A 14,055-nucleotide genomic window follows, 5' to 3' on the forward strand; every position below is an offset into this window, starting at 1 on the left:
ATATTAATCTTTAAAAACTACAAAAATGAACGACATTTCAAGAATTCCAAATGCTTCGGCATTATTTCCTATGCGAGGAAGCGCTTATGTACCAGCGCCATCAGATGATGCGTTAAATCCTCCTGACAAGTATTTTGACACCGATTTTACCAATTCTAGCTTTCCTCTTATATGGGGAAGAACAAATGGTGGTCGTGGTGATCTTTCTAATTTTGCCAATGATCTCAAAGTAAACTTTTTACATCTCTACGATTGGAGTGTGCCTCCATTTCCTGGTCAGGAACCAGGACAACATCAGAGATCACATATTTTATTTTTAAATGAATGTGTGACTAATAACATTAAGGTTTTTGTTCCTATTTCTAATTACTTTATGGAAAAATTACACAAAGGAAAAGAAGATGTAACTCCTGATATTAAAGCAATGGTAACTGAAATTTACAATGCTGGAACTACTCCTCATAAAGCTGCGGGAATATGGGGAATTGGAAATGAATTTGATCTTGCAGGGGGTTTTTCTGTTACTGATGTTGCCAAGATGATTCAGATTCTTGTCAATATTGAAACCAGTTTAGGAATTCCTGCATCGAATTTACTACCAATTACCGCACCAGTTTCATTTGCTGATCCCACAAATAAAGATATACCTGGAATCATTGCTATCCAAAATCTTCATGCTGCACTTCAAGCCATAGGCCTAGAGAATGTTTGGAATACCAGATTTATTGCTTCAACAAATCCACAGAATATTGGTTCCTATATAAAAAACTATATTGATAATACATTTCCATACTATTTTCCTAATATTCCCTTTTTCTTCGCAGAAATGGGCACTCCTATCAAACAGGATCCAGGTTGGCCCGTAAAAACAGAAGAAAAGCAAGCTGAATGGGTTCTTTCTCAAATACAAAATTCACATCCTCGAGGTAACTTTTTAGGCGCTTGTGTATTTCAATTTCTGAATCAGACTACCCTTAAAGAAGGTTCTGAAACTACTTTTGGAATGACAAAACCTTCAGGTTCTTTTACAACTGGCACTATTCCAAACAACTATACACCTGGAGGTGGACAACCTTATAGAATAGATAATTTAACGAAAAAACCAATGTATCAGAGTGTGAAAACAGGTTTTTCGGCAATTTAATACATTATTTGAATGTTCCTATTTAGAATAAATCAGTGAGCAGTTTTCAACTTAATAACACAAAACTGCTCAACGATTTAAAACTTCAATGAAGTGTTTCAGGTATACTTAATCAATTAAAGCCATGAAAAATTACAATAACAAAAGTTTTTTTTGCTTGACCAAAAAAATTGATTTATCTACCTACAGTTTGTACTTTTGCCGTTATGAGTGATAATTTTACAAATGAATACTTCGGTATAGGAATACAAAATGGTAAAACACCTGAAAATTTAGGGGTTTTATGGCGATCTGCTCAAAACTTAGGCGCTACTTTTATATTTACCATAGGAAATCGCTATGCCAAACAAGCCTGTGATACGCATGATGCAGTAAAAGCAATTCCTTATTTTCATTATGATACTTTTGAAGCTTTTTTCGAGAATTTGCCCAAAGGAGCTAGATTAGTTGGCGTTGAATTATCTGAAAAAGCGGATGACCTAGAAACTTTTGAACATCCTAGACGCTGTGTTTACATATTGGGAGCAGAAGATCATGGCTTATCAAAAAAGGTAATGGAAAAATGCCACCATTTAGTAAAATTTAAATCAGAAAAAAGTTTGAATGTGGCCGTGGCAGGAACTATTGTTATGTATGATAGAAATTTGTCTAAACCGCGTTCTTAGAAAATCTAATTTCAACACAACTTTCTAACTAGAGCATCAAACTAAAAATTCTATAACAAATAAAATGCAGTTTTTCATTCTTGTTAAGGAATCTGATTTTTTTTGTTATGGAATTTTCTAATTAAAAAGCATAATTAAACTTTAACTATCTCAGTATAAAACCATTTTTCATAGGATCTTTAGAATCTATTAAAAACGTATTTATTCCTGTTACAAAAGCCGTTCCCTCAACTTGGGGAATCACAGCTTTGAAAGGACCAAATTTTTCTTCCCTTACAAGCGATCCTATAAAAGTACTTCCTGTTATACTTTCTATTGTGATAAATTCATTCGCGTCTATCACATTTCTAGCTCTCTCAATCGCTATTCTTCCAGAAACACCAGAACCTGTTGGAGAACGATCTACTTCTCCATCGGCAAAAACACAAACATTTCGACTGTGATTTGAGATATTCATTGGTTCGTCGATAAAAATAGTTCCGTATAAAAAGCTCAAATCCTCCTCAAATGGATGCTGAATATCTTTATTATAATTCATAACAGCATGTTTTATATCTACTCCAGTTTGAATAATCGCTCTATAGTTTTCTTCAGTTAATCCAAAATTCAAATGGGTATTTTTTCTTAAATCAACATAAGCGTAAAAAGCACCGCCATAAGCCAGATCATACACAACATCGCCAATGCCTGGAACATTTACAAGGCGATCCAAACTTACTACAAAACTTGGCACACAATGAAACCTTACTCCTGTTACTTCTCCATTTAATATATTGACAAATGAAATAATTCGACCGCAAGGAGCGTCTATTTTCAATTCATTTTCACCTTCTTTAACATTAATCCAGTTCATTTTTGCAGCCAATGTGCTTATAGCAATAATAGCATGACCGCACATACTGCTATATCCTTCATTATGCATAAAAAGAATACCAAAATCTGCCTCTTCATCATTTGGCGGCAGCAAGATACAGCCATACATATCAGCATGACCGCGAGGTTCAAACATCAATGCTGTTCGTAAATAATCGTAGTTTTCTTTTATATCTCTTCGATATTCTAAAACATTACTGCCTTTAAGTTCTGGAAAACCAGAAACAATTACACGCAAGGGTTCTCCACCTGTGTGCATGTCAATAGTTTTTATCTGCAGTACAGAAGCATCTGGTTTATAATCAATATTATTACAAATTTTTTGGTATGTATTAGGCATTTTTTTGTGTTTTTAAATTATACTCTTCATAGAAATATCCAGCTGCAACAAGATCTTCCAATGCATGTCCAACGGATTTAAAATAGGTGATTTCGGCATCTGATGTTCTACCCTGTTTGGCATTACTGCACAGTTCAAATAAATCTGCTTTGATTGTTTCTTTTGTGATGATTCCATTTGTGAGCGGAATCAAAATATCGCCGCTTTCCTTTAATCCGCCTTGGTAAGTATCAAGAAATAGACTTGATTTTAAAACTGCTTCATCATCTGCTTCGCGCATATCCTTTTTATATGCCCCAACAAGGTCTAAGTGCTGTCCTGCTTTCAGCCATTTTCCTAAAACAAGCGGAACAGGTGATAAAGTCGCTACCGAAATAATATCAACTTCAGAAATAACTTCTTCTATTGTTGAAACTGGTTTGCAGATCAGTGAAGAGTTTTTAAGCGCATCGCAAACCAATTGAGCTTTTTCTACCGTTCTTCCCCAAACATAAACTTCTTTTATAGGTCTAACACTTGCATGTGCCTGAATTAAATTAATGGCTAATGCTCCAGTGCCAATCATGAGCATAGACGAAGCATCCTTTCGCGAAAGGTAACTGCTTGCTAAAGCCGATGTTGCCGCAGTACGTTTGCCAGTAAGTGATTTTGCATCAAGAATTGCCTTTATATTTCCTTTGTGTCCATCAAGATAAATGTAAGTTCCCTGAATTGACGGCAAATCATATTTACCGTTATTAGGACTTACTGTAACTATTTTTACGCCTAAATCTTTGCCTGATTGAAACGCTGGCATTAGTAGTAATGTTGAATCTTTGCCTTCTTCTGGATTAGAATAATCATGATGATGACGCATAGGCACATTGATATCCGAGGTCGAAAATCCTGCCCGAAGTCTTTCTATAAGTTCTTTAAAATTGCATTTTTCTTCAATGAAATGATCTGAAATAAGTTGTATTGGTTCCATGTATTTTGTTGAAATTTCACTAAAAATAGAAGATTATTTCACCATAATACTATTTCACTTACAATCGGATAACATACACTAATTTACGGTTAATATAGTACAAATTACCTGTTTCATTAATATTGTGTACTGAAATAGGAAATCAAAAAATAAAGATTGAATAATGGAGAAACTAACTCAATTTTTATTTTTTTTTTTAGAAAATTAAAGGTGGTTTTTAATCTATTTCACCGAATGTCTAAATGCATTTTGGCCTGCTTATCATTATTTTTTTTAATGATAAGCAGGCCAAAACAAATATTTATACTATTTTATTTAAATAATCTAGACGCAAACTGATGAAAACATCTTCTCCAAGTGAGCCATTCGTGAGCCGTATCAGGCGATTCGTAATATACATACTTAATTCCCTGCTGTTCTAGCATTGTGCGAAAGGCACCAATTGATTTAGGAAACGGAGCAGGCTCTTTTGTTCCTAATCCGAGCCAGAACAGTTTAATCTGTTTGTTCAAGGCATTTCCGTCTTTATATTTTCCGTCTAAAAACGTAGAAGCATCAATTACATCAGAACTTGGATAATTTGCCGTACCGCTAAATCCTCCATAATACGAAAAAGTATCAAGATGATTCATCATAATTCTCATGGTCTGATTGGCTCCCATTGAAAGCCCTGCAATAGCCCTGCTTTCACGTTTTGGAATTGTTCGGAATTTAGCATCAATCATAGGGATAACTTCTGTAATAAGCACGTTTTCAAAAACAGATTCCTTAGATTGATTTTTATCTGTAAAATTAACATCGAGAGTTTTATAAGCATAACCATTATCCATTACAATAATCATTGGAAGAGCTTTTTTTGAAGCAATTAGATTATCTAAAATCAGATTTGCTTTACCTTGTGAAGACCAGCCTGTTTCATCTTCAAAACTTCCATGTTGCAGATAAAGTACTGGATAACGCATTTTCGTGTTTTCGTTATAACCATCTGGGGTGTAAACGAAACAGCGTCTAAAAGAATTGGTGAGTTTAGAAAAATAAATATTTTCGCTTACCAGTCCGTGGGGTACATTTTTCAAGGCGAAAAAATCCTGATCTGCCGAGGGAATTTCGATACCACTTCCTAGCCTTCCTGCGCCGTAAAAATATAAACTTCCCGGATCAGGAACCGAAGCTCCATCAATATTTAACTGATAATAATGAAATCCTTCATCCTGTGGATTTGATTCTCCTATCCAGACACCTTTATCGTCTTTTCGCATATCATATTTTACTCCTCCAATGTCAAGCTGCACTTTGTTGGCATTTGGAGCCAAAATACTGGCACGAACTTGTTTTTGCGAATTAACCTGAGGAAATATTTTTTCTGGCTGGTTGAGCGATGAGGGTTTAAAATCTTCAATAACTTGAAGTTTTTCCTGACTCCATGCCATTTGAAAACACAATTCGAAAATTATTATAATTGCATAAAGTATTAATTTCATTTTTCGGTTTTTAAAGTTTGTCTTTTCAGTTAAATGTTCTGACATTATCGCATAAAAATTCAACTGTTACCTAAACAATAATGGAGCTAATTCTTTAAAGCTTCTACGCCAGGTCAAAAATTCGTGGGCCGTATTTTCAGAAATATATGAAACGGCATTAAAGCCCGCATCTTTAAGTATTTTTACGGCAGACTGTACTGATTCTGGTCTTTCACGGCTACCACAGCTTATAAAAATCAGTTTAAGCTTTGACTTATCTTTAATTTCTTCCGGCTTATAAATTCCTCCACTTAAAAGTGCATAATGAGAGAAAACATCAGGTTTGTTTAGCGTGATAGAATGCGTTTCCATTCCGCCCATTGACAGTCCAGCCATAGCACGGTTTGCTTGATTGGAAACTGTACGGAAGTTTGAATCAATGTAAGGAATTAACTCATCTACCAGAACAGTCTGAAAGGGTTCTATTTTAAAACTTGCCAAACCACCATACTTAATTTCGTTTGTCATTCCGTAAGTCATCACGATAATAAAAGGTTTTATTTTACCTTCTGCGATCAAATTATCCATAATTAAGTTGACGCGTCCTTGATTGCTCCAAGCCGTTTCATCTTCTCCCCAGCCATGCTGTAAATACAAAACTGGATATTTTTTGTCTTTATCTTTATGATAAGAAGGTGGAGTATATACAAAAGCCCTGCGTGATGTATTGGTGCTTTTTGAAGGAAAAAGAATCTGCTGTACATTTCCGTGCGGAACATCTTTTAATGCATAAAAAGCCTGATCGTGTGCTGGAATTTCGATACCACTTTCCCAACGCGTAGATCCATAAAAGTTAAGTGCACCTGGATCATTAAAAATTCCACCATCAATAGTAAGATGATAATAATGGAAACCTTCATCCATTGCTCCTTCTGTAGTGCCTCTCCAATAACCGTCCTGATCTTTTGTGAGGACAGTTCCTCCTTTGGCACCTCCCAACCCAAGACTTACCACAACCGATTTTGCTTCGGGAGCTGTAATTTGAAATCGAGCATAGCCTTGAGAATTAACTTTAGGATATTCCTGTCCCGGCTGATTTAGTACTGAAGGCTTAAAGTCTTCAATTACCGAGGTTGTTTTTGTCTGTGCAAATCCAACAAATCCTGATAAAAGCAATAAGATAACAATTCTGTACTGTTTCATATTTTTTTGTTTTAAAAGTTATTTTACTTCTGGAACAATAATTTGATATTTTCCGCTAAGATGCATTAGACTAAAAAGATACATCAGCCCATCATAATAGGGATCAAAGTAACCGTCTTCATAAGGTTCAAGTTTTGCGTTCCAGACCGCATGAACAAAATCCAAACTTTCTTTATCTTGATTGACTAATGATGCTGTTGCTGAAGTAGCTACTAACCCAATAGAATGTCTTAGCTTTTTGACAGGGCCAGCCTGAAGGATAAAGTCGGGAGTTGAACCGTCCAAATTAAATTGGTCTTCAAACTTGTCTAATCCTTTAGATCTAAGAAAATCTTGAAAGCGTTGAGCATATCCTTCTTGCCATTTTTTATCTTTTCCATACCAAGTATAATCCATTGCCACATTCATAGGAACGCGCCACGAATCATAGCGAAATCCAGCAGGCATCCAAGGTGTTGGATGCGGTTCGCCACTAAACTCAGTATAATCTGAATTCAAGCCTGTTAAGGGATGACAGGCTTTATGCAAAAAATTACGCGAAACTTCTGCACATTCTTTATAAAATTGTTCATGGCCATCTTTAGCATATAGCACCCATATTTCGTAGAATGCTGGAACATGATAGGAAGGGTCTGTCCAGTTATAACCGCCTCCCTCAGGCACAAATGAAATCTGTTTGTTTTCAGTGTTTATAATGTTATGTACATTCCCTGTGCCATCTTTTTTCCACATGGCATCAAGTATTCTTCTGGCTTCTTTGTAATAGTCAATTCCCGTAGCATTGCCCCATTTGTTAGAAGCAAAAAGAAGACTCGTTACATAATATAATTCACCATCTGAAGCTGAACCTGGAGAATTCTGTTTTTTGGTCAGCGGATTTACGCTCCAAGCAAAATAACCTTCTCTTGGTCCATCCTGATGCTGCATATATTTTACAGACCATCTCCACAAACGATCGAAAACTTCTTTCTTGTTGAGCTGAACGGCAACCATCATACCGTAAGACATTCCCTCGGTGCGAGCATCCTTATTTTTAACATCAGAAACATATCCGAGAGAATCGCCTTCTTCAAAATATACTTTATTTGGACCTTCGAATATATCAAAATAAGCTTTGGCAACTTTCTTATCTATTTCATCTTGGCTGTAGCCTGCTTCCTTAAAGAGATTTCTATACTGAGGTCTTTTAGATTCTGTTTTAGCAGTCTTCTTTTTGTTCTGCCCGATTACACACAATGGTGTTCCCAGCATGAAGATCATCACAAAAGCCAAAATTTTAATACTTAGATTTTTATGTACAATCATATTTATTTGTTTAAATAGTATTTCTCCATCCTAAAAATTTAAAATGAAGTTTTATTTTACTGAACTCACACCCTCTGTTGTTTGTATAATTTTTTGGATAGTTCCGTCTTTATTGTAATGGATATAGTCTACACAAATTGAACGTCTGTAACTGCCTCCTGTTGGCAGACTTCCGTTGTGGTAAAAAAAGTACGACTTTCCTTTATAATCAATAATACCAGGATGCGTAGTAAAACTATTCGGCACATTTTCCTGAATAATTCCCTGGTATGTCCATGGTCCAGTTATTTTTTTTGCTGTACAATACTCTATCATTTCAGGTTTGGTCCCAGCGCTGGCGTAAACTAAATAATAAATCCCTTTTCTTTTATAAACCCACGGACCTTCAATATAATTTTTAGGTGTGAAAGTAGTAATTTCACCATCCACCTCTATCATGTTCTTCTTAAGTTTTACCCACTTGCAACTTCCATTTCCCCAAAACATATAGGCTTGTCCATCATCATCTATAAATACAGTTGGGTCGATGTCATCCCAACCATACTTCATATCTGTGGTCATTTCATTAATGATAAGCGCTTTTCCTATTGCATCTTTAAAAGGCCCTACTGGACTGTCTGAAACTGCCACGCCTATTGCTGCACCACCTTGACTAACTTCATCTTTTTTATGAAATGTGGAAACGAACCAGTAGAATTTTCCATCTCTTTCAATACACTGAGCTGCATATGCGTCGCCCGTTGCCCAAGAAAATGTGCTAGGAGAAAGCAATGCCCCATGATCTTTCCAATCTTTCATATTGGTTGTAGAAAAAACGTGCCAGTCGGCCATTTTATAATTAGTATCTTCTTGGGTTGCCACATCATGTCCTGTATACAAATACAAAGTACCTTTATGCACAAGAGGTGCGGGATCGGCAGTAAAAATATCTTTGATAATAGGATTTTGTGCTTCTGTATATACTGCAAATAAATTGCAAAAAAGCACAAATAAAATTTTGCCTGTATTTTTCATTTTATTTGATTTAATTGAAATAATTTAAAATATGCAATCAGTTTTTCTCCTGTTTTGTTTCTGTAAACAATAAACAGCGCATTAAATGCGCTGTTTATAAAAAAACTAACTTAACTTAACTTGACTTTATTTAACTTAAACTAACCAAAATTTAATTATCTTAATAACCAGGATTGTTATCACTTGGTTTTATATTAGGATTAGAAGATGTTTCTCTATTTGGTATAGGCCATAATTCACTTTTGCCAGCTGTAAAACCTGTACCTTGCAATACAGTACTTGCCATGTTCCATCTTATAAGGTCATCAAAACGAGATTGTTCTCCTGCAAATTCTACTTGACGTTCATGAACAATTGCGGCAAAAACTGCGTCTTTTGATGCTGTAATATTTGTTGTCAAGTTTGCTCTATCACGAACTTGCTTAATGTATGCTATCGCTGCTGTTTGGGAACCGCCATCTCTTTGGTTTTCACATTCAGCTTTCATAAGCAATACATCTGCATAACGCATCACTTTAAAGTTAATACTTGATCGTGTTGCCTCATCTTCTCTGTTATAATAGTTTTGGTATTTTTTCCAACCCGCTCTTCTAATTCCTGCAGAAGTAGTAAAATTACTAGCGACCATTACCTTAGTCCCTTTTAAATAAGATGAACCAGGCACATAAAAAGTATCACCAAAACGGTTATCACCAGCTTCATAAGAATCTAAAAGATCATCTGAGGGATAAACATTGTACCAGCTAAGATTACCATATTCTTGACCTCTAAGTGTTGACTCATCAAAACCAGTTCCTCCACTATCACCAACAGCTCCCCATTGATCTCCAGTTCCATTTTTTTCGTCAAACTCTATTTCAAAAATCGATTCTTTGCCATGCTCTGTTTCTTCCATAAAGTTGTTGTAGAAATTCCCTTTATCTTCAAGACTGAAACTTGTAACATTATTAAGTGCAGCTAAAGCTTCAGTATATTTCTTTTGATATAATAAGACCTTACCCAATTGTGCGTAAGCAGCTTCTTTATTGGCTCTTCCTGCTGCTTCTGATGCTTTTGGCAAAAGATTTTGTGATGCAAATACAAGATCTTCTTCAATTAAAGCATATGCCTCTGCTTTAGGGCTTCTTGCATTTCCAACAATAGTACCTGTTTTATAAATTGGCAAATCGCCAAAACGTTTTACTAATAAGAAATAATAATACGCTCTTAAAAAATGAGCCTCTCCTAAATATTTATTCTTTTTTTCCTGAGATAAAACAGAATTTGGAAGCGCATTGATTTTAGGTTCATTGTCCAAAACAAAATTGGCTCTAGATATTCCTATATAACAAGATTCCCAGTAATATTGAATAATATCGTTTCCTGCGTTAAAAGAAAAATCCTGAAAAGGTTTTTTGTTACCTTCCAATTGTGGATTTCCTAAAGCATCATGCCCCATAAGATCCATAGCAAAGAAAAGATTTCTTCCATAAAGTCCTCTTGTCTGAAGATTTGCATACGAAGCGTTTACAGCAGACTGCACTTGTGCTTCTGTTTTAAAGAAAGTTTCAGGCGATAAAGTATTGGGATTAGTCAATTCTAATTCGCTACTGTCACATGAAGTTATTGTTAAAGCTCCAGACAGTACTATAAGTATATATTTGATTTTTTTCATCATCTTTAAATATTAAAATGTAACATCAATTCCAAAAATTACCGACTTCGGCTGTGGATATCTTCCTAAATCAATACCAGCTGAATTTGCATTAGCATCTGCACGTGCAATTTCTGGATCTAAACCAGAGTAATTTGTAATTGTTATAAGATTCTGTCCGCTGATATAGAATCTTGCTTTTGAGAAATAACTCTTAAATGCATCTCCTGTTAATGTATATCCTAAAGCGATGTTTTTTAATCTTGTGAAAGAACCATCTTCAATATAACGCTGATTTGCTGAAGACCAGTTGATATCAGCTCCTTGAGCTCTTGGCAATGTAGCTGAAGGATTCGTTACAACACCGTTTTGAACAATTGCTCTGTCTAAAACATCTGTACTTGCGTTAAACAAACGGTTCATTCCTTTTAAATCAAAAGTATTTGCATTATAAATATCGTTACCTGCAACTCCAGTTATAAAACAATTGAAATCAAAGTTTTTATATGCTGCAGTTAAGTTTAATCCGTAAGTAAAATCAGGATATGGATTTCCGATATTTGTTTTATCATCAGAATTAATCACTTTATTGCCATCACGGTCAACAATTTTAATATCACCAGGTTTTATAGTAGTCTGGCCTGGTCCAAAAACAGCATCAACTTCTGCTTGGTTTTGGTAAATTCCATTTGTCTGATATCCATAAAAATAGAATAACGGCTGTCCTACCTCTAATCTTGAGAAATTTTCAAGACCAGCTCTTGCTGCAGGACCACCTAATACGCTAGTTACTCCAGGCGCCAAGCTTACCACCTCATTTTTACTTGTTCCTAGATTTGCCAATGCAGACCATGTAAAGTCTCCTTTTCTGTCATTGTAACCAATAGAAACCTCAAAACCGCTTACTTTTACGTCTGCAATATTTTGAATTTGAGTACCACCACCTGCAGATCCAACAGAAGCAGCAAGAGGAACTGCAAAAAGAATGTCACTACTTTTATTGTTAAAATATTCAAACGAACCTGTAAGTTTATCATCAAATAAACCAAAATCAACACCTATATTTCTATCTAATTTTGATTCCCATTTCAAGTCTGGATTAGCTGCAACACCTAAAGAAACCCCTGGCGCATTTGCTCCTCCAATCGGATAGTTATAATTTGCCAACAAAGTAGCGCTGTATTGATAGTTGTCTATTCTATCATTTCCTGTTGTTCCTGTACTAGCTCTAAGTTTTAATGTGCTGAAAATAGAGTTTTCCATAAAACTTTCTTTAGCTATGTTCCATCCTACAGCAACCGAGTAGAAATTCCCCCAGCGGTTATTTGACCCAAAACGAGAAGATGCATCTCTACGTCCTGAAACAGCTAAAATATATTTATCATCATAGTCATAGTTGATACGTGCAATATATCCTAAGTTTTTTTCTTCATAATTAGCAGATCCTAAACTTCCTTCGTTATAACGCAATTGATCAATTTCGTTTGAAATATAGTAGCGGCTTCCTGCTGCTACGCTTTGTGATTTTCCGTCAATTTTAGTAATAACTCCCAATACTTCAAGGTTGTGCTTTTGAGCAATAGTCGTTTTATAAGTCAAACTATTATCAAAAACGATAGTCTGCCCTTGTGAGTTTGTTTCGTTTGTTGAAGAAAATGCCTGTTTGTGATAAGAACCGTCCTGAAAACCAGGCACAAAAGTATGGTCTTTGCTTGTGTAGTAATCTAAAGAGACTTGTGATCTGAATTTCAAACCTTTGTAAATTTCTAACTCCGCATAAATATTCCCGATAATAGATAAATTATTTATTTTCTGATATCCTAAATTAGCTACACGCACAGGGTTTTCAGCATCGTTACCATCAATAGCACTTGGCCCTTGGTACCCTCCTACGTTATCTTCATTATAAATTGGTAAATAAGGAGCCATTTTAATGGCATGCTCTAATAACGTTCTTCCACCTGAGGTACGCTCAGGATTAATAGTGCTAAAAGAAACTCCCATGTTACTTCCTATTTTCAGTTTGCCAATATCTTGTGTATTATTAGCTCTAAAAGAATAACGTTCGAAACCAGTATTCACAATAGCTCCTTCCTGTTTCATATATTCTGCAGAATAACGCCCTGTTGAAGTTTCTGTCCCATTTGAAAAGCTCAGGTTATAATCCTGCATAACTCCGGTTTGAAAAATTTGGTCTTGCCAGTTTGTGTTAATGTTTCCAAACTCAGCTGCTCTTGCTGTTAAATCGCTTCCTAGATCTTTAGCGTACTGAAGGTATTGCTGCGTGTTTAAAACATTATATCTTTTTGTCACTTCCTGTCCTCCAACATAAGTGCTAAAGCTTAACTGACCTGGGCCTTTTTTACCTTTTTTGGTAGTAACCATAATTACACCATTAAAAGCTTTAGAACCGTATAAAGCTGTAGTCGAGGCATCTTTCAAAACAGAAATGCTCTCGATATCATTTGGACTTAAACCAGAAAGGTTCCCCGTTAAAACTCCGTCAATTACATATAAAGGAGCACTATTTCCCATTGTAGCCAGACCACGAATACTAACGGTAGGATTAGAACCAGGTGCACCATTTACAACTGTAACCCCTGCTGCACGTCCTTGTAAAGCAGACTCAGCATTGGTAATAGGCACTGCGGCAATATCTTTTGAGCTTACCGTTGAAACTGCCCCTGTAACTTTCGTTCTCTTTTGCGTACCATAAGCAACTACGACTTCATTTAAATTTTGTGTGGATTGAACAAGGGTAACATTAATTGAATTTCTTTCACCCACAGTAATGGTTTGTGAGATTAAGCCAACATAAGAGTATGTTATTTTATCGGTGGGGTTAACTCCTTTCAATGAGTATTTACCGTCAAAATCTGTTGATGCGCTATTCTGCGTACCTTCTACATTAATACTGGCACCTGGCAAAGGAAATCCTGAAGGATCGGTAATCACCCCAGTAATGGTCTTTGATTGTGCCATTATACTATGGCTGCTTGCTATCAGCAGCCCGATTAGTGCAATTTTGAGTTTTAACTTCATATTAATTGTTTTTTGTTTGGTTTAAATAGTTAATGGTTTTTGTTTTTAAATTAGTAAAGGTTCATATGTATTCTTTTTTCTATTTATGCTTAAAAATCTTTTTTTACAAAAGACTACTTAGATATGAATCAATTTTACAAACAACATATCATCAACAAATATAAAAAAACAACTTATAAAACAATCGGTTGCTTTATATTTTTTTTAAAAAAAACTCAAAAAATAGCATAAATAAAAACATTAAAAATATTTTTATCCAAAAAAAATTAATTATTATCTATTTTGAAAATAATTTTAAAATAAATAATAATAATTTAGTAGCCAACTGACCACTTTTCTACAAAAAGTATAATATTAAAAAAAGAGAGCAAAATCTTTAAAAACTTATAAAATATAAGTAAAAATTTAC

10 protein-coding genes are annotated in these 14,055 nt (G+C 35.1%); 2 read left to right on the top strand and 8 right to left on the bottom strand.

Going from position 1 to position 14,055, the window contains the following annotated elements:
* The first annotated feature begins 25 nt into the window (after positions 1–25).
* Together ABXT06_RS07945 and ABXT06_RS07950 are read left to right on the top strand one after the other, a co-directional pair.
* The gene (locus ABXT06_RS07945; protein WP_354590266.1) at positions 26–1,144 is read left to right on the top strand and encodes a hypothetical protein; all 1,119 of its coding nucleotides are present in this window, start codon (positions 26–28) and stop codon (positions 1,142–1,144) included.
* Between the two features lie 206 nt (positions 1,145–1,350).
* Complete coding sequence (locus ABXT06_RS07950; protein ID WP_354590308.1) at positions 1,351–1,809, top strand: RNA methyltransferase; 459 nt, start codon at positions 1,351–1,353, stop codon at positions 1,807–1,809.
* A 145-nt stretch (positions 1,810–1,954) separates the two neighbouring features.
* Here ABXT06_RS07950 and ABXT06_RS07955 read toward each other — a convergent pair whose 3' ends face one another.
* The 8 genes from ABXT06_RS07955 to ABXT06_RS07990 all read right to left on the bottom strand — a co-directional run bounded on the left by ABXT06_RS07955 (position 1,955) and on the right by ABXT06_RS07990 (position 13,646).
* On the bottom strand, positions 1,955–3,022 hold the full coding sequence (locus tag ABXT06_RS07955; protein WP_354590267.1) for a proline racemase family protein: 1,068 nt from the start codon (positions 3,020–3,022) through the stop codon (positions 1,955–1,957).
* The gene (gene lhpI, locus ABXT06_RS07960; RefSeq protein ID WP_354590268.1) at positions 3,015–3,989 is read right to left on the bottom strand and encodes a bifunctional Delta(1)-pyrroline-2-carboxylate/Delta(1)-piperideine-2-carboxylate reductase; all 975 of its coding nucleotides are present in this window, start codon (positions 3,987–3,989) and stop codon (positions 3,015–3,017) included. The genes ABXT06_RS07955 and lhpI overlap by 8 nt, the downstream gene beginning before the upstream one ends.
* Before the next feature lie 311 nt (positions 3,990–4,300).
* Positions 4,301–5,470, bottom strand: coding sequence for an alpha/beta hydrolase-fold protein (locus tag ABXT06_RS07965; RefSeq protein WP_354590269.1), 1,170 nt, complete (start codon positions 5,468–5,470; stop codon positions 4,301–4,303).
* Between the two features lie 66 nt (positions 5,471–5,536).
* Positions 5,537–6,652 (bottom strand): alpha/beta hydrolase-fold protein, encoded by a 1,116-nt coding sequence (locus tag ABXT06_RS07970; RefSeq protein WP_354590270.1) that lies wholly within the window; start codon positions 6,650–6,652, stop codon positions 5,537–5,539.
* Between the two features lie 18 nt (positions 6,653–6,670).
* Positions 6,671–7,957 (bottom strand): family 8 glycosyl hydrolase, encoded by a 1,287-nt coding sequence (locus ABXT06_RS07975; RefSeq protein ID WP_354590271.1) that lies wholly within the window; start codon positions 7,955–7,957, stop codon positions 6,671–6,673.
* A gap of 51 nt (positions 7,958–8,008) precedes the next feature.
* The gene (locus ABXT06_RS07980) at positions 8,009–8,971 is read right to left on the bottom strand and encodes a glycoside hydrolase family 43 protein (RefSeq protein ID WP_354590272.1); all 963 of its coding nucleotides are present in this window, start codon (positions 8,969–8,971) and stop codon (positions 8,009–8,011) included.
* Between the two features lie 160 nt (positions 8,972–9,131).
* Complete coding sequence (locus ABXT06_RS07985) at positions 9,132–10,628, bottom strand: RagB/SusD family nutrient uptake outer membrane protein (RefSeq protein ID WP_354590273.1); 1,497 nt, start codon at positions 10,626–10,628, stop codon at positions 9,132–9,134.
* A 9-nt stretch (positions 10,629–10,637) separates the two neighbouring features.
* Positions 10,638–13,646, bottom strand: coding sequence for a SusC/RagA family TonB-linked outer membrane protein (locus tag ABXT06_RS07990; protein WP_354590274.1), 3,009 nt, complete (start codon positions 13,644–13,646; stop codon positions 10,638–10,640).
* Positions 13,647–14,055: the final 409 nt, after the last annotated feature.

Origin of the sequence: Flavobacterium sp. UW10123 (assembly GCF_040538975.1) — a bacterium.
Lineage (GTDB): Bacteria > Bacteroidota > Bacteroidia > Flavobacteriales > Flavobacteriaceae > Flavobacterium.

Excerpts from the sequence above, each read along its gene's own strand:
- ABXT06_RS07945 (WP_354590266.1), top strand. The coding sequence starts at position 26 with ATGAACGACATTTCAAGAATTCCAAATGCTTCGGCATTATTTCCTATG.
- ABXT06_RS07950 (WP_354590308.1), top strand. The coding sequence starts at position 1,351 with ATGAGTGATAATTTTACAAATGAATACTTCGGTATAGGAATACAAAAT.
- ABXT06_RS07955 (WP_354590267.1), bottom strand. The coding sequence starts at position 3,022 with ATGCCTAATACATACCAAAAAATTTGTAATAATATTGATTATAAACCA.
- lhpI (WP_354590268.1), bottom strand. The coding sequence starts at position 3,989 with ATGGAACCAATACAACTTATTTCAGATCATTTCATTGAAGAAAAATGC.
- ABXT06_RS07965 (WP_354590269.1), bottom strand. The coding sequence starts at position 5,470 with ATGAAATTAATACTTTATGCAATTATAATAATTTTCGAATTGTGTTTT.
- ABXT06_RS07970 (WP_354590270.1), bottom strand. The coding sequence starts at position 6,652 with ATGAAACAGTACAGAATTGTTATCTTATTGCTTTTATCAGGATTTGTT.
- ABXT06_RS07975 (WP_354590271.1), bottom strand. The coding sequence starts at position 7,957 with ATGATTGTACATAAAAATCTAAGTATTAAAATTTTGGCTTTTGTGATG.
- ABXT06_RS07980 (WP_354590272.1), bottom strand. The coding sequence starts at position 8,971 with ATGAAAAATACAGGCAAAATTTTATTTGTGCTTTTTTGCAATTTATTT.
- ABXT06_RS07985 (WP_354590273.1), bottom strand. The coding sequence starts at position 10,628 with ATGATGAAAAAAATCAAATATATACTTATAGTACTGTCTGGAGCTTTA.
- ABXT06_RS07990 (WP_354590274.1), bottom strand. The coding sequence starts at position 13,646 with ATGAAGTTAAAACTCAAAATTGCACTAATCGGGCTGCTGATAGCAAGC.